We start from the raw sequence: 14,848 nt of genomic DNA on the forward strand, positions 1-14,848 counted from the left end.
TCCTTATACGACAAAGCGCTCAATATTCTGGAAAGCGCGCAGATTTTCCGGGCGCGAGGTTTTGCACAGCGTCAGCCCTGCCGGATCGCTGGCAGGCATCAGCGCAAGCTGTACCGGACGTGGCGTGTATTGCTGGTTTGGGTCCATCGGGTGCGGCAGCGCGGTCAGCACCACGAGGATATCCATCGGCGCATACAGCTCTACCGTGCTGCCAGCGGCCGAATGCTGCGCATGGAAGGTGAATGCGCCCTGCTCATCTACCGTCACTTTGCTGAACAGGTTGAGCACCATGTGCAGATCTTCGAGGTTAAGATTCCACTTACCCATCTCGACCAGCAGGTTATCCAAACCGTTGCGATGAAAGCCGTTGCGCCGTTCCTGATAGCGCCCCTGACCGTATTTTTCCGCCACTTCCTCCGCGTTGAGCACGCCGCCGAAGCTGTCGTGCCAGCCGCAGGTGTCAGTGACGATGGCCGCCAGCACGCGGCCCATATCGGAGTAGAGGCAGTGCCCTGCGCCCAGCCGCGCGGTGTGTTGCCCTTTCAACGTGTCCGGCAGGTTAAGCCGCTCGCTTTTCTCATGCGCGTTAAACAACATCAGGCTGACATTGGCGCCGCCCTCGATATCCGTCAAACGCAGGCTCTGCCCTTGTTTCACCACAAACGAGGTATGACCGCCGCCGGGTAACGTCTCTTCATAGGGATGTGTCATGTGAAATCTCCGGGTTAAATAATTGTGCTGCCAGTGCCGGGTGCGGGATCACCACACCCGGCTGCTGCCGCTGCCGCAGGCGAGTTTCATTCAGCGGCAAATCGTAGGTCACGCGCGCGCCCCAGGCGTTGGGTTCATGGGGGTCGATGCGGACTTTGTCGAACACCAGCAGACGGGTGCCGAGGTTGAAGCCTTCTGACAGGTCGTGGGTGACCATAAACACCGTCAGCTGAGTTTCCTGCCACAGCGAGAGCAGCAGACTGTGCATATCCTTGCGAATGCCGGGATCGAGCGCGCCGAACGGTTCATCCAGCAACAGAATGCGCGGGCGCATAATAAAGGCCTGGGCGATCGCCAGCCGCTGTTGCATGCCGCCGGAGAGCTGGGCCGGATACTTCTCCAGTGCATGCCCCAGCCCAACCCGCGCCAGCATCTCAGCGGCCTGTTCACGTGCCGCTTTTTTACGCCGTCCAAACAGACGCCCGAGAAACACTGCCTGCGGCAGTTCCAGCCCGATGGCGACGTTATCAAGCACATTCAGATGGGGGAACACGGAGTAGCGCTGGAACACCACGCCACGGCTGGCGTCCGGCTCTGCCGTCAGCGGCTGGCCTTCCAGCAGGATGCTACCGCGACTCGGTTTCTCCTGGCCCAGTAGCAGGCGCAGAAACGTCGACTTCCCACAGCCCGAGGCCCCGACCAGGGTGCAGAACTCCCCTTCGTTAATGCTCAGATTGAGGTTCTCCAGCACCACGTGGTTGCCGTACTCCTGCCAGAGATGGTTGATGTCGATAAAACTCATGATTTTTCTCCCTGTGCCCAGGGGAAGCACAGCCGGTTAAGGTGGCGCAGCCCGAGGTCCATCAGCCACGCCAGCAGCGTGATCCAGATGACGTACGGCAGAATGACGTCCATTGCCATGTACCTGCGCACCAGGAAGATGCGGTAGCCCAGCCCGGCAGTGGATGAGATGGCTTCTGCGGAGATCAGGAACAACCAGGCCGACCCCAGCAGCAGGCGCAGCGAGGTCAGCAGCCGGGTTAACAGCTGCGGTAAGACCACCCGCAGCACCACTGTCCAGCTGTTGGCCCCAAGGGTCTGCGCCTTAATCAGGATTTCCACCGGGATTTCCCGCGCCCGCTGCTCAAGATCACGCGCCAGCATGGGTGTAATCCCAATGACGATCAGCATGATTTTCGACAGTTCATCGAGGCCGAAGACGATAAACAGCACCGGGAGGATCGCCAGCGGCGGGACCATCGAGACCACTGTCATAAACGACGACAGCGGCGATCGCCACATCGGGAAAACCCCGGACGCAATACCGAAGCACAGCCCCAGCAGTGAGGCGATGCCCAGCCCGATCAGCAGCCTGCCGAGACTGACGGCAGTGTCCATCCATAACAGGTATTCGCCACTGCGTTTATCCGGGGTAAATGCCATCCGCCAAACCGCATCGGCCATCTGCCCCAGTCCCGGTAACAGCTTGTCGTGGGGGTTTGCCTCCAGCCGCACCGCAGAACCGATAAAGTACGCGGCGATCACCAGCACAAAGGGCAGCAGAATCAGCATCAGGTGCAGGCCCTTTTCAGGGTGTCGATTAATTTTCCGCATCGCGTGGCCTCCTCAAAGTGATGATCACAGCGTGCCGGCAGCCGCCATTTTCAAATAGCTATCGTCGAAGCGCAGTTTGATATTGCTGCTGTCGCCCAGCGTCACGTTGCCGGGGAAGCTCATGCCGATGAAATCCGCACTCTGCGCGCCATCGCCGAGCAGGCCTTTTTCAAAGGAGAAGTTCGCCACACGCTGCATGGTTTTCGCCAGTTCGGCATCGGTGACAAACTTCAGGTTGTCGGCCGGGGTGTAAAACAGATGGGTGGTTTTGAGCTGGGCCTGATAGCCGCTGAGATCGGTACCGGAGGCGACGGCCATCGCGCTCAGCGCGTCTTTATCGCCCGCTTTCATCTGCGCCATCATTTCATACCAGGCACCCGTCAGTGCTTTACCCAGTGCCGGGTTATCTTTCAGTACTGCGCTGTTCACCACCATCATGTCGATCAGCTCGCCGGGCACCTGTGAAGACTCAAACACTTCGCTGGTGTTGGGGGTGTTTTTGATCACCGACAGCTGCGGGTTCCAGGCGACAGCGGCCTGCACGCCATTGGTGGCAAAGGCAGAGACAATATCGGCATCCGAGGTGTTGACCACCGTAACGTCTTTTTCCTGCAATCCGGCTTTTTCCAGGCCGCGTACCAGCAGGTAATGCGACACCGACAGCTCAGGCAGATAGACCTTCATGCCTTTCAGGTCGTTCAGGGTTTTGCCTTTCCCCTTCAGCACCACACCGTCGTTGCCTTCGGAATAGCTGCCCAGGATCAGCACGGTAGAGTCCACGCCACCGGCGGCGGGAATGGTCAGCGCATCCATATTGGTCATCGTGCAGCCGTCAAACTGTCCGGCGGTGTACTGGTTGATGGATTCGATATAGTCGTTGAGCTGAGTGACGTGGACTTTAATGCCGTATTTCGCCGCCCACTTATCGATGATGCCGGAAGTGGCAATCTGGCCCCATGGCATCCAGCCTGCGTAAATAGTCCAGCAGACATTGAACTCTTTCTTAGGGGCGGCCTGGGAAGGAACGCTAATCAGCGCGGTGACGCTGAGAAGGCAAATGCTGAGGATGTGGGAAAATTTCATTGTAACCTCGGTGTTGGCGGATAATACGGGGCAGCGCTACACCAGTGGTGTTGCTGTCTCCCGGGCTTTTATCCCGCCGTGTAACCCCAACCGAGGTCGCCAGCTCTCGGACCAGTCATCCACGTCGTGGACCGGAACCCTAGCCTGCTATTGTGTTCAGTGATCGGTATAACGCTGCTGCTTGGGAAAGATAAAGCAAGAGTTATGCCAGGAGGGTTTTCACTGCAAAACAAGAGGTTATTGATCACGCGTGAACGCTCACGATCGTTTATGGGGCATCATTTTCTGGCAGACTGCATCAGAAGTGTGCATTCCGATACTGACACCCGATCATCACTTCCCGTTAAAACAATGCATTGTCGGTAACGGTTTGCCTGTCTACCCTTGCAGTACGCTGTTCTATTCATCATAAGGTCCTGAGAACCATGACACAGTCTGAATCTGTCCGCAGAAAGGCGCTGATTGCCGGTGCCGTCGGTAACTTTATCGAGTGGTATGAGTTTGCCGTGTATGGCTTTCTCGCCACGGTGATTGCCCGTAACTTTTTTACCTTACAGGGCGAATCTGAACTGACCGGGATCATCCTCACCTGGGCCTCCTTCGCCATTGCCTTTTTCTTCCGGCCGCTGGGGGCGATTGTTTTTGGTCGCATCGGCGACAGAATTGGCCGCAAACCCACGCTGATCGCGGTGCTGATACTGATGACGCTGGCGACAGCGGCGATAGGCCTGGTGCCCGTTTATGCCTCTGTCGGTCTGGCTGCCCCACTGATTATTACTCTGTTGCGCATTCTTCAGGGCTTGTTTGCCGGGGGCGAATACGGCGGTGCTGTGTCACTGATGACCGAGTTTGCGCCAAAAGGGAAAAGAGGGTTATACGGTGCATGGCAGTCGTTGACCGTGGCCTTTGGCCTGCTGGCCGGGGCGGCGATGGTGGCGGTGCTGACGGCCACCCTGAGCAGTGAGGCGCTGCACAGCTGGGGCTGGCGCATTCCCTTCCTGACGGCGCTGCCGCTGGGGCTGGTGGCGCTCTGGCTGCGGATGCAGCTGGAAGAAACGCCCACCTTCAGCAAGGCCAGCGTTGAGCACCGCGCGCCAGACGGCGGGCTGGTGTTCCGGGTGATCCTGCTGGGTATTGGCCGGGTAATGGTGTGGTCAGCGGCGGGCTACACCTATCTGGTGGTGATGCCAACCTATTTACAGTCAGTGTTGCATACCGGGCTGAATCAGGCGCTGGTGATTGCCGTGCTCTCCAATATCGGCTTTGCCCTGACGATTTTACCCGCCGGGATACTCAGCGACCGCCTCGGTCGTCGTAACGTGATGGTGTTTGCCAGCGTGATGTTACTGATTTTCGCCTGGCCTTTGCTGAAGGTATTGCAGATGCCCGATATCGGCTTGTGGGTGAAGTGCCTGGTGGTGCTGTTTGCCGGAGGGCTGGTGGGACTGCTGGCCGGGCCGGGGCCTGCGATGTTGTCGGAGATGTTCCCTACCCGGGTGCGCTATACCGGACTGGGGCTGGCCTATTCGCTCTCCAATGCAATCTTCTCCGGTTGCGCCGGGTTGATTATCAGCGGCTTGATCAAGCAGACCGGCAACAACGACATCCCGGCATTTTATGTGATGGCGACTGCGGTGATCAGCATCGCTGCGCTGATGACACTGCGGGGGGACGATCACCGCCGGGATCTGGATGAGTGACTGACGGGCAGATTTTTTTGATGGCGCCACGGAAAGAACTCCGGGGTGCCCTCCAGCCCATCTGTCCTCTGGAAATATCATGATAATGACGCTGAGCGGTTTCAAACGTTTTGCTGATTACTTATCTTTAAGAAACCACCTGGATAGTTTTTTCTTTTCAAACAAAAGACATAGCAGGATAAAACAATAGCCAGCCAACCCTGAAATGAACATCAATAATACCCGGAGAGGGTTAGTTTCGTACCAGGCATAAAACATCAAAATAAAAATAAAAGCCATGACGGCAAGCGAAAACGTAATTTTCAAGAAAGATGAGATGAAAATAAACGGCATAACAGCATATTGCATATAAAACTTAACAAATCCCAAAGTCACACCTCGGCTTCGCGGCCGATAATGTTCCATATACCACTGATACCCCAGTTGATGGACGACAACGACAACCAGGCAGCCAGTCAGTGAGAAAAGAATTTTAAACGCGAGGATTTTGTTTTTTCCAGTGACTAAATTCATATTTCCATTTCCATTTTTTCTCACCCTGCCCTCAGTCCGATAATGCCGCCGCCGGGATAATATGGGTCCCCGGCGGTGGATTCAGCGCAGACTCCAGCAGCGCACGCGCAATATTCTGCGCCGGATTCAGGCGCATCCGTTTTGGCAGCAGCGGCCCCGCCACCCGCAGGAAGCTCATCATCAATGCTTCCATCGTCCGCGCTTCCTCACGCTCTCCGCCAATCAGGCCCGGGCGCACCAGCGTCAGTGAATCAAACCCGAGCTGCGCAAGATCGCGCTCCAGCTCCCCTTTGACCCGATTGTAAAAAAAGCGCGACGCGATAGAAGCACCGGTAGCCGAGTTCAGTACACAGGTCTGAACACCCTGCGCTTTTGCCTGACGCGCAATCGCCAGCGGGTAATGGTAATCAACCCGCTTAAATGCCTCACGCGTTTGTGCCTTTTTCATGGTGGTACCTAACGTGCAGACCATTGCATCGGCCTGCCACCAGGGTTCGTTCCACGGCAGGCTGTCAAAATTGACCACCGGGGCCAGCAGTTTGGGATGTGCAGGCAGCGCCCGTCGTACCGGAGCCACTATCGATGTGACGCGTTCATCTTGCAGTGCCAGGCGCAATACCTGTCCGCCTACCAGTCCCGTTGCTCCTGCCAGCAATAACTTCATTTTATGCTTCCCCGGCCAGACGTCCGATAGCCGAATCCACCGGCGTATCGCCGTCGGTCAGCTCAATAAGCTTGTGCGACACCTGCGGCTGTTCAACCAGCGCCACCAGCGCGGCGGCGACGTTATCGCGCGATATATTCCCGTAAGGGATCGCCAGCCCGGCATTGACGCGGCCCGTTCCGGCCTCGTCAGTCAGCGTGCCAGGGCGCAGGATCACCCAGTCAAGGTCGCTGGCGGCCAGATGGACATCGGCCTGTTTCTTCACTGCCATGTAATATTCAAAGGTCTCTGAAATTGTCTTAGCGCGCCCGGCTTCAGGAAAAGCGGACACCAGCAGAAAACGTGAGACCCCCGCCTGCTGCGCCGCCGCCACGGCCAGCTCCAGTCCTTTACCATCGATGGCCTGCGTGGTTTCCTTCCCTCCTTTCCCGCCCGCACCGGCGGTAAATATCACGCTGTCACAGCCGCGCAGTAACTCGCTGAGCCCGGCCACGGTCAGCCGTGTCAGGTCCCCCGGCGCACTTTGGGCACCGAGCTTTTGCAGTTCTTCACCCTGTTCGGGATGGCGGTGAAGTGCCACCGGCTGATGCCCGCGCTGTGCGAGCTGGCTGACCAGACGGCGGCCCACATTGCCTGCCGCACCAATAATAAATACCTTACTCATTGCGATCTCCAGATCATGAACCAGCCTCAATCTTAGCTGATTGATTGTGACTCGCCTCGCACTTCGCAGCAATGCCACAGGAAAGCATAAAAGTAATCGATTACATTGTGCGTGAGATTAATTGTAATCGATTACTTTATGAAGGGGTCTGACGATGGTTTCTTCCGTTGAGCATGCAGGCGTTGCGGGCAGTAAACAGGTTTTACTGGTGCCACGCCTGGCATTAATGATGTTTTTACAGTTCTTTATCTGGGGCACCTGGTCGGTGACGCTGGGCCTGGTGATGACCCAACATAACCTTGGGACGATCATTGGCGATGCCTTCTCCGCCGGGCCGATTGCCTCGATCCTCTCGCCGTTTGTCCTGGGGATGATCGTTGACCGTTTCTTCCCCTCGCAGAAAGTGATGGCGCTGCTGCATCTGGCGGGTGCTGTGATCCTGTGGTTTGTGCCCGGCGCGCTGGAAGCACAAAACGGTTCGCTGCTGATTGCGCTGCTGTTCGCTTACACGCTGTGCTACATGCCGACACTGGCACTGACCAACAATATTGCGTTTCACAGTCTGAGCAACAGTGAGAGAAGTTTCCCGGTGGTGCGTGTGTTCGGCACCATCGGCTGGATTGTTGCCGGGATCTGCATTGGCGTCAGTGGGATTTCCGCCAGCGTGATGATCTTCCAGCTGGCTGCCGCCTGTTCGCTGCTGCTGGCTGCCTACAGCCTGACGCTGCCGCACACCCCTGCTCCGGCCAAAGGCCTGCCGTTCCGGGTACGGGACCTGTTCTGTGCGGATGCCTTCAGCCTGCTGAAGCAGAGCCACTTCCTGATTTTCGCTCTCTGCGCCACGCTGATCTCTATCCCGCTGGGCACCTATTACGCCTTTACCGCCACCTTCCTTGCCGATGTCGGTATCCAGGATGTCAGCAGCGCGATGTCCTTCGGTCAGATGTCGGAAATCGTCTTTATGCTGATTATCCCGCTGCTGTTCCGCCGGCTGGGGGTGAAATACATGCTGCTGATCGGCATGGTGGCGTGGTTCGTGCGCTACATGCTGTTTGCTTATGGCGTGAGCGATGAAGCGCGCTGGCTGTTGTACGCCGGGATCCTGCTGCACGGGGTCTGCTACGACTTCTTCTTTGTTATCGGTTTTATCTACACCGACCGCGTGGCCGGCACCCAGGTGAAAGGCCAGGCGCAGAGCCTGATTGTGATGTTCACCTACGGCATCGGCATGCTGCTGGGTTCGCAAATCTCCGGCGCGCTGTACAACCATCTGTTCACGGCGGGGAGCCCTCATGCACTGAGTGACTGGACGACGTTCTGGTTAATCCCGGCCGTTGCCGCGCTGGTGATCGCCGTGATCTTCCTGTTCTCGTTCCGCTACAAAGAACAGCGTTAATTTTTACCCTTCAGGAGAATGCAATGAAGACATTAAAAGGCCCGGGTTTGTTCCTGTCACAGTTTATCGGCCAGGATGCGCCCTTTAATACGCTGGATAACCTCGCACAGTGGGCGGCGGATTTAGGTTTCAAGGCGTTGCAGATCCCCTGTCATCACCCACACATTTTCGATGTGGAAAAAGCGGCGAACAGCCAGAGCTATTGCGATGATATTCGTGAACGCCTGGCGGCATACGGGCTGACGATCAGCGAGCTGTCCACCCATCTGGAAGGTCAGCTGATTGCCGTGCACCCCGCCTATGACGAAGCGTTTAACGACTTTGCCCCAGAGGCGGTACGTCATGATCCCCGCGCCCGCCAGCAGTGGGCCACTGGGGTACTGATGCAGGCGGCGCAGGCGTCTGCCCGCCTGGGGCTGACGGCGCACGCCACCTTTTCCGGTGCACTGGCCTGGCCCTATTTCTATCCGTGGCCACCGCGTAAAGCCGCACTGATTGATACCGCGTTCAGCGAGCTGGCCGCGCGCTGGAAGCCGATCCTCGACGTTTTCGACCATCACGGCGTGGACGTTTGCTACGAGCTGCATCCGTCAGAAGATCTGCACGATGGCATCAGTTTTGAGCGTTTCCTCGCCACAGTGGACCATCATCCACGCTGCAACATCCTGTTTGATCCCAGCCATATGCTGCTGCAACAGATGGATTATCTGGCGTTTATCGATATTTATCACAGCAGAATTAAAGCTTTTCACGTCAAGGATGCGGAGTTTACCCCATCAGGGCGCAGCGGCGTTTATGGCGGCTACCAGACATGGATTGAGCGCGCCGGGCGCTTCCGTTCACCTGGCGACGGGCAGATCGATTTCAAGGCCATTTTCAGCAAACTGGCGCAGTACGGCTATGACGGCTGGGCGGTGCTGGAGTGGGAGTGCTGCCTGAAAGACGCCGCCACGGGCGCCCGCGAAGGGGCGCAGTTTATTACGCAGAATATTATTCCGGTCGCCGACCGCGCGTTTGATGATTTCGCTGCTACCGGCGAGTCCGATGCCGCCATTCGTTCGATGCTGGGCATCACAGGAGTCAACTCACATGATTAAAGTGGGCATTGTCGGGTCGGGCTTCATTGGCCCGGCGCATATTGAGGCGATCCGTCGCCTTGGTTTCGTTGAGGTGGTGGCGCTGTGCGACAGTTCACTGGCGGTAGCGCAGGAGAAAGCACAGCAGTACAACGTGCCTTTTGCCTATGGCGATGTGGCCGAGCTGCTCCAGCATCCGGGGCTGGCGGTGGTGCACAACTGCACGCCAAACCATCTGCATGCGGCAATCAACCGGCAGATCCTGCTGGCGGGAAAACACGTCTTCTCCGAGAAGCCACTCTGTATGACGGCCGCCGAAGCACGCGAACTGTTGACGCTGGCAGAACAGGCGGGCGTGGTGCATGCGGTGAGTTTTGTCTATCGACAGTTCGCGATGGTGCAGCAGGCGGCCAGTATGATCCGTCATCAGCAGGCCGGGCGTATTTTTGCGGTTCACGGCAGCTATTTACAGGACTGGATGCTGCATGACACGGACTTTAACTGGCGTATTCTGCCGGATAAAGGCGGCGTGTCGCGCACCGTGGCGGATATTGGTTCGCACTGGTGCGATACTCTGCAATTTGTCACCGGGCGTAAAATCAGCGCCGTTATGGCCGATTTCGCCATCGTTCATCCAAGCCGGAAAGCCAGCCTTAGCGGCGGCAGCACCTTCACCTCGGGCCAGGCAGCGGAGGACTACCAAGAGGTGGCGGTAGAAACCGAAGATTTTGCTTCTGTCCTGCTGCGTTTCGACGACGGCAGCAAAGGCAGCATGACGGTATCGCAGGTCAGCGCCGGACGTAAAAATCGCCTGGCATTTGAGATCAACGCCAGCAAACTGTCCCTGGGCTGGGATCAGGAAGCCCCGCAGACGTTATGGCTCGGCCAGCGCGACGGGCCGAATCAGCGTCTGTCGGACGACCCCTCTTTGCTGAACCCGGATGTCGCCGCGTCGGCGCATTTCCCCGGTGGGCATATCGAAGGCTGGCCAGATGCCTTTAAAAACATGATGCTTAACTTCTACCGTTACATTCAGGCGGGCAAGCAGCCGGGTACCGATGTCGGCAACTTTGCCACCTTCCACGATGGCGCGAATATCATGTTCATTATTGACGCGATGGTTCAAAGCCATCAACAGCAGCGCTGGATCGCCGTCCAGGACTGACGCTCTCCCGGTCACGGTTTCCCGTGGCCGTTCATCCGTTGAATTCAGCCGTTTCCCGAAGTGTGTTACCCTGTTTTTTCAATAGTCAACATGGTCAACATGGTCAGCAGGAAGGCTTATCAGGATGTCGATCCAAAAAATTGCCCGCCTCGCCGGGGTGTCTGTCGCCACGGTATCACGCGTGATCAACAACCTCGGCTCGGTGAAACCGCAGAATCGGGAGCGCGTGCTCAACGCGATCAAAGAGAGTAACTATCAGCCGAATCTGCTCGCCAGACAACTGCGTACTGCACGCAGTAATATGCTGCTGGTGATGGTGTCGAATATTGCCAACCCGTTCTGTGCCGACGTGGTAAAGGGTATTGAAGCCGAAGCGGAGCGCAACGGTTACCGCATTTTGTTGTGCAACTCCGGCTCCGATATCGCCCGCTCCCAGTCCAGCCTGAGACTGCTCTCCGGTAAGATGGTTGACGGCGTGATCACGATGGATGCCCTTTCCGCCCTGCCTGAGCTGACCACCCTGATTGGTGATTCACCGTGGGTGCAGTGTGCGGAGTACGACGAGGCATCTGCGGTCTCGAGCGTGGGCATTGATGATCATCAGGCATCCTGCTTTGTCGCCGGGGAGTTTATCCGCCGCGAACGTCAGCATCTGGCGATGATTAATCACGATCTTACGTATAAATACGCTAAACAGCGTGAACAGGGCTACCGCGCGGTGCTGGAAGAACAGCATCTTGCGCCCCCGGCGGTGGAATACGCCAGTGAGTTGAGCTATCAGGCAGGGAAAGAGGCCATGACGCGCCTGCTGCAACTGTCACCGCGTCCTGATGCGGTGTTCGCCGTCTCGGATACGCTGGCCGCCGGGGCTATCCGTGCGCTGGATGAAGCCGGTCTGCGGGTGCCGCAGGATGTGGCGGTAATGGGATTTGATGGCACGGAGCTGGGGCATATGACCTCGCCGCCGCTGTCGACGATTGAGCTGCCCTCACAGGATATTGGCCGCGAGGCAGTGAGTTTGCTGCTGAAGAAGATTAATGACCCGCTTAGCCCGGCGCAGAAGACCACGTTGCAGTGGCGGTATGTGGCGCGGGGATCGTAAGCGGGAATGCGTCTGCCTGTCTGCCGTTGCAGGGGCTGGCCTTCTGTTTCGGTCAGCCCGAAGGCCAGGTCAACGTCTTAAGGTCAAGGTCAACGGCGTTTCGCTTTCCCACTTCGTGGGCGAAGCGACCTAAGGGCGGCAGTCGCCCCGCCCTTAGGGATCCGGGCTTGCGGCAGGCGCATCGCCCGCGTAGCGGGTGCCTTCGCAAGCGTTGCTCACCCACGGACCGCTCGTGACGGTACATCCCTGTCCCGGCACGACCTTTCACCGCCGTCCTGGCGGTGAATCCTGGTTCACATCGCTTCCTCAGCGCTGCTTAATTGCCGCTCAAACATCAACGGCCAGGTCAAAATCAAAAAAAAGACAACAGACCAAATACAAAAACCCTTTTTGGTCTTATTTAGTTTTTTGTCTTTTTTAATTTTTAGATTTTGACCTGGGTTTTGACGTTGAGTCGGCAATTAAGCCTCGCCGAAGGAGAGCGGATTTCCAGGATGAGCCAACAGGACGTTGGCGAGAGGGCGTGCCGGGACAGGGATGTCACGTCACACCCGCTCCGGCCGGAAAGTCGATTGACTGAGGGAACCCGCTGTAAGCGGGCGATGCGCCTGCCGCAAGCCCGGGTCCCCAGGGGGGTGGCGACTGGCCACCCTGGGTCGCTCAGCCCGCGAAGCGGGAAAGCGAAACGCCCTGGACCTGGACCTGGACCTGGACCTGGACCTGGACAATAGTACAAATCAACTCCGTGTGACGGGTCGACCTAAACGGATGGTCGACCAAAAAAAAGATAAAAACTACTTCTCCAGCGGAGACAGCGCACCCACCAGATACTGATTCGCCTGACGGATAATCGACTGCGGATCCTTCGGCAAATCATGCTCTACAATAAACCAGCGCGTATCGGCTTTCACCGCTGCGGGCAATACCTCGTTCCACGCCAGCAGACCTTCCCCCGCCGGGGCAAAATTCATCTCATCGCTACGAATGCCAATACCGGCATTATCCTTGGCGTGAATGGCGTAAATACGCCCCTGATATTTCTTCAGCAGACGCACCGGATCCTGGCCGCCACGTGATACCCACGCCACATCCAGTTCAATTTGCAGGTTTGCTGGTGCGCTGTTATCAAACAGAATTTCCAGCGCGGTCTTACCACCATACTTTTTCATTTCGAAGTCATGGTTATGGTAAGCCAGCACCATGCCCTGCTTTCTCACCTGACTGCCGAGCGCATCCAGCTCATGCGCCAGCTTTTTCCAGCCTGCGGCAGAGTCCGGGCGATCCGGAATTTGCAGGTACGGCACCACCAGCACCTTATTGCCGACCGCTTTGTTAAACGCGATGATTTCAGCGGCGTTGCTGCGCAAATCGGCTAATTGAACATGGTCAGATGTCACCTTAAGCTGATATTTCTCCAGCAGCGTTTTCATCTCATCGGCGCTGACGCCCTGCGTCCCCACCAGCTCCACCGCGCTGAACCCTGATGTCTGCGCCACAGCAAACTGCTGCTCCAGCGTACCGACGTTTCTCAACGTGTACATTTGCAGCGCGAGATGCTTTTTCGCTGCGGTGTCATCGGCCAGCACAGGATGAATCGCGCCCAGCGTCAGTGCGCCAATGAATAACGTAGAAGTCACTGCTTTTACCAGCTTCATAACGGTTCCTTAGTGGTCAGTAATCGGAATGTCAGTCTCTTTCTTGCGTGTAATCGATTACTTTATCTATTAACCATTTTGTAATCGATTACTTATGCTAACGAGTATTCTGATAACAGAGCAAGTGGCACCGGTTGCAGACCGCTAAATTAGACGGGATTTATGAAGCAGATCACAGATAATGCGGAGCCAAACCCTGTTCAGCCCCGCATTCAGCAGCAGATTAGAGGTGTTTCTTTAGCAGGTCAGCCAGCGCCGTCATGCCTTTGATGATCTTCTCATCACTGTGGGTGGAATAGCTGAAGCGGGCAAAATTGTCACGCTGCACGGTCGGGAAGAACGTTGCGCCCGGCACCCAGACCACTTTGGCTTCCGGCACCGCGTGTTCCAGCATAAATTTCGCCGTATCAAACCCTTGCGGGAACTCCATCCAGGTAAACAGGCCACCGTCAGGATCGGTCCAGCTGATCCCCTGCGGGAATTCGCTTCTGACTACCGAGAGCATGGTTTCCTTCTTGCGCAGATACTGTGCTTTGATGGTCTGGATATGGTCATCGATATTGTGTCGTTCCAGATACATCGACACCGCCGCCATATTCAGCGTGCTACACTGCGTATCGGCGGCCAGCTTCAGCAGCCCCAGCTTTTCAGTGATCTCAGCAGAAGCCACCGACCAGCCCAGGCGCAGACCCGGTGCAAGGATCTTCGAGAAGCTACCGAAGTAGATCACCCGCCCTTCCGTATCCATGCTTTTCAGCGTGGCGACTTTGTCGCCCTGGTAACGCACTTCGCGGTACGGTGAATCTTCGAGGATAATAAAGTCATACTGATTCGCCAGTTGGATCAGATGCTGACGGCGTGCCAGTGACAGGGTGATCCCGGTTGGGTTATGGAAGTCCGGCACGGTATACAGCAGCTTAATCCGCTGCCCGGCCTTGAGTTTTTCTTCCAGCACCTCGGTCATCAGCCCCTGCTCATCCATCGGGATGGCCAGATAATCTGGCTGGCAGGTATTAAAAGCGATCAGTGCCCCGAGGAAGGTGGGCGCTTCGGTGGCCACCAGGTCACCAGGGTTAATCAGCAATCTGGCCGCCAGATCCAGCCCCTGCTGGCTTCCCTGCAGGATCAGAACATGGTCTTCTTCACAGACGATGCCGTCTGCTGCCATACGCTGCGCGATCTGCTGACGCAGCCTGGGCATCCCGGTGGAATGGGTGTATTGCAGAGATACTTCGCCAGGCCCTGACAGCAGTTCAGCAAAAATATCCTGCAATGCCTTTGCCGGGAACAGGCTGGAATCCGGGTAACCGCCGCCGAATGAAATAATCGACGGATCTGCACCGAACTGGAGCAGTTGCCTGATTGCCGAAGGCTTCACGCCCTCCATTCTGTCAGCGTAACGCGTGGTCATGTTCCGTATTCTCTTTATTGGTATTGGACTGGAAATCACGTTATGAGAAATTGGCATAAGCTGTCAATTAATTAACTTTTTATTTCAATCTGAT

At 56.8% G+C, this 14,848-nt stretch carries 14 protein-coding genes and 1 riboswitch; of the genes, 5 read left to right on the forward strand and 9 right to left on the reverse strand.

Annotation, left to right across the window (positions count from 1 at the left end):
• Positions 1–3 precede the first annotated feature (3 nt).
• From WH279_RS16300 to WH279_RS16315, 4 genes are read right to left on the reverse strand one after another with little or no spacing between them, the layout of a single operon-like run.
• On the reverse strand, positions 4–711 hold the full coding sequence (locus WH279_RS16300) for an urea amidolyase associated protein UAAP1 (protein ID WP_339457724.1): 708 nt from the start codon (positions 709–711) through the stop codon (positions 4–6).
• On the reverse strand, positions 695–1,513 hold the full coding sequence (locus WH279_RS16305; RefSeq protein ID WP_339457725.1) for an ABC transporter ATP-binding protein: 819 nt from the start codon (positions 1,511–1,513) through the stop codon (positions 695–697). Before WH279_RS16305 ends, WH279_RS16300 begins: the two co-directional genes overlap by 17 nt.
• Positions 1,510–2,325: an ABC transporter permease gene (locus WH279_RS16310; RefSeq protein ID WP_339457726.1), complete on the reverse strand. Its 816-nt coding sequence runs from the start codon at positions 2,323–2,325 to the stop codon at positions 1,510–1,512. The genes WH279_RS16305 and WH279_RS16310 overlap by 4 nt, the downstream gene beginning before the upstream one ends.
• A 24-nt stretch (positions 2,326–2,349) precedes the next feature.
• Positions 2,350–3,408 carry a putative urea ABC transporter substrate-binding protein gene (locus tag WH279_RS16315; RefSeq protein WP_339457727.1) on the reverse strand — a complete coding sequence of 353 codons (1,059 nt, stop codon included), beginning with the start codon at positions 3,406–3,408 and terminating at the stop codon, positions 2,350–2,352.
• 55 nt (positions 3,409–3,463) lie between these two features.
• Positions 3,464–3,562: riboswitch (guanidine-I (ykkC/yxkD leader) on the reverse strand.
• Between the two features lie 271 nt (positions 3,563–3,833).
• Between WH279_RS16315 and WH279_RS16320 the strand changes: the two genes are divergently transcribed.
• A complete protein-coding gene (locus WH279_RS16320; RefSeq protein WP_339457728.1) occupies positions 3,834–5,108 on the forward strand; it encodes an MFS transporter in 1,275 nt (424 codons plus the stop codon).
• Between the two features lie 117 nt (positions 5,109–5,225).
• Here the strand turns inward: WH279_RS16320 and WH279_RS16325 are convergent, their stop codons facing one another.
• Genes WH279_RS16325 through WH279_RS16335 form a run of 3 tightly spaced genes read right to left on the reverse strand, consistent with a single transcriptional unit; the run spans position 5,226 to position 6,949 of the window.
• A complete protein-coding gene (locus WH279_RS16325) occupies positions 5,226–5,621 on the reverse strand; it encodes a hypothetical protein (protein ID WP_339457729.1) in 396 nt (131 codons plus the stop codon).
• Between the two features lie 31 nt (positions 5,622–5,652).
• On the reverse strand, positions 5,653–6,285 hold the full coding sequence (locus tag WH279_RS16330; protein ID WP_339457730.1) for an NAD-dependent dehydratase: 633 nt from the start codon (positions 6,283–6,285) through the stop codon (positions 5,653–5,655).
• Position 6,286: 1 nt separating this feature from the next.
• On the reverse strand, positions 6,287–6,949 hold the full coding sequence (locus tag WH279_RS16335; RefSeq protein ID WP_339457731.1) for an NAD(P)H-binding protein: 663 nt from the start codon (positions 6,947–6,949) through the stop codon (positions 6,287–6,289).
• Positions 6,950–7,103: 154 nt separating this feature from the next.
• Here WH279_RS16335 and WH279_RS16340 point away from each other — a divergent pair, with 154 nt between their 5' ends.
• From WH279_RS16340 to WH279_RS16355, 4 genes are all read left to right on the forward strand, one after another.
• Positions 7,104–8,345, forward strand: coding sequence for an MFS transporter (locus tag WH279_RS16340; protein WP_339457732.1), 1,242 nt, complete (start codon positions 7,104–7,106; stop codon positions 8,343–8,345).
• A gap of 23 nt (positions 8,346–8,368) precedes the next feature.
• The gene (locus tag WH279_RS16345) at positions 8,369–9,442 is read left to right on the forward strand and encodes a sugar phosphate isomerase/epimerase family protein (protein ID WP_339457733.1); all 1,074 of its coding nucleotides are present in this window, start codon (positions 8,369–8,371) and stop codon (positions 9,440–9,442) included.
• Positions 9,435–10,586 carry a Gfo/Idh/MocA family protein gene (locus tag WH279_RS16350; protein ID WP_339457734.1) on the forward strand — a complete coding sequence of 384 codons (1,152 nt, stop codon included), beginning with the start codon at positions 9,435–9,437 and terminating at the stop codon, positions 10,584–10,586. The genes WH279_RS16345 and WH279_RS16350 overlap by 8 nt, the downstream gene beginning before the upstream one ends.
• A 124-nt stretch (positions 10,587–10,710) precedes the next feature.
• On the forward strand, positions 10,711–11,688 hold the full coding sequence (locus tag WH279_RS16355) for a LacI family DNA-binding transcriptional regulator (protein WP_339457735.1): 978 nt from the start codon (positions 10,711–10,713) through the stop codon (positions 11,686–11,688).
• A gap of 794 nt (positions 11,689–12,482) precedes the next feature.
• Here WH279_RS16355 and WH279_RS16360 read toward each other — a convergent pair.
• Positions 12,483–13,343 (reverse strand): sugar phosphate isomerase/epimerase family protein, encoded by an 861-nt coding sequence (locus tag WH279_RS16360; RefSeq protein ID WP_445235236.1) that lies wholly within the window; start codon positions 13,341–13,343, stop codon positions 12,483–12,485.
• A 223-nt stretch (positions 13,344–13,566) separates the two neighbouring features.
• The gene (locus WH279_RS16365) at positions 13,567–14,754 is read right to left on the reverse strand and encodes an aminotransferase-like domain-containing protein (RefSeq protein ID WP_339457736.1); all 1,188 of its coding nucleotides are present in this window, start codon (positions 14,752–14,754) and stop codon (positions 13,567–13,569) included.
• Positions 14,755–14,848: the final 94 nt, after the last annotated feature.

The organism is Erwinia sp. MYb375 (assembly GCF_037479175.1).
GTDB classification, from domain to species: Bacteria; Pseudomonadota; Gammaproteobacteria; order Enterobacterales; family Enterobacteriaceae; genus Erwinia; species Erwinia rhapontici.

What these genes read in the sequence shown, in the direction of transcription:
- WH279_RS16300 (WP_339457724.1), bottom strand. Translation starts at nt 711, where the DNA reads ATGACACATCCCTATGAAGAGACGTTACCCGGCGGCGGTCATACCTCG.
- WH279_RS16305 (WP_339457725.1), bottom strand. Translation starts at nt 1,513, where the DNA reads ATGAGTTTTATCGACATCAACCATCTCTGGCAGGAGTACGGCAACCAC.
- WH279_RS16310 (WP_339457726.1), bottom strand. Translation starts at nt 2,325, where the DNA reads ATGCGGAAAATTAATCGACACCCTGAAAAGGGCCTGCACCTGATGCTG.
- WH279_RS16315 (WP_339457727.1), bottom strand. Translation starts at nt 3,408, where the DNA reads ATGAAATTTTCCCACATCCTCAGCATTTGCCTTCTCAGCGTCACCGCG.
- WH279_RS16320 (WP_339457728.1), top strand. Translation starts at nt 3,834, where the DNA reads ATGACACAGTCTGAATCTGTCCGCAGAAAGGCGCTGATTGCCGGTGCC.
- WH279_RS16325 (WP_339457729.1), bottom strand. Translation starts at nt 5,621, where the DNA reads ATGAATTTAGTCACTGGAAAAAACAAAATCCTCGCGTTTAAAATTCTT.
- WH279_RS16330 (WP_339457730.1), bottom strand. Translation starts at nt 6,285, where the DNA reads ATGAAGTTATTGCTGGCAGGAGCAACGGGACTGGTAGGCGGACAGGTA.
- WH279_RS16335 (WP_339457731.1), bottom strand. Translation starts at nt 6,949, where the DNA reads ATGAGTAAGGTATTTATTATTGGTGCGGCAGGCAATGTGGGCCGCCGT.
- WH279_RS16340 (WP_339457732.1), top strand. Translation starts at nt 7,104, where the DNA reads ATGGTTTCTTCCGTTGAGCATGCAGGCGTTGCGGGCAGTAAACAGGTT.
- WH279_RS16345 (WP_339457733.1), top strand. Translation starts at nt 8,369, where the DNA reads ATGAAGACATTAAAAGGCCCGGGTTTGTTCCTGTCACAGTTTATCGGC.
- WH279_RS16350 (WP_339457734.1), top strand. Translation starts at nt 9,435, where the DNA reads ATGATTAAAGTGGGCATTGTCGGGTCGGGCTTCATTGGCCCGGCGCAT.
- WH279_RS16355 (WP_339457735.1), top strand. Translation starts at nt 10,711, where the DNA reads ATGTCGATCCAAAAAATTGCCCGCCTCGCCGGGGTGTCTGTCGCCACG.
- WH279_RS16360 (WP_445235236.1), bottom strand. Translation starts at nt 13,343, where the DNA reads ATGAAGCTGGTAAAAGCAGTGACTTCTACGTTATTCATTGGCGCACTG.
- WH279_RS16365 (WP_339457736.1), bottom strand. Translation starts at nt 14,754, where the DNA reads ATGACCACGCGTTACGCTGACAGAATGGAGGGCGTGAAGCCTTCGGCA.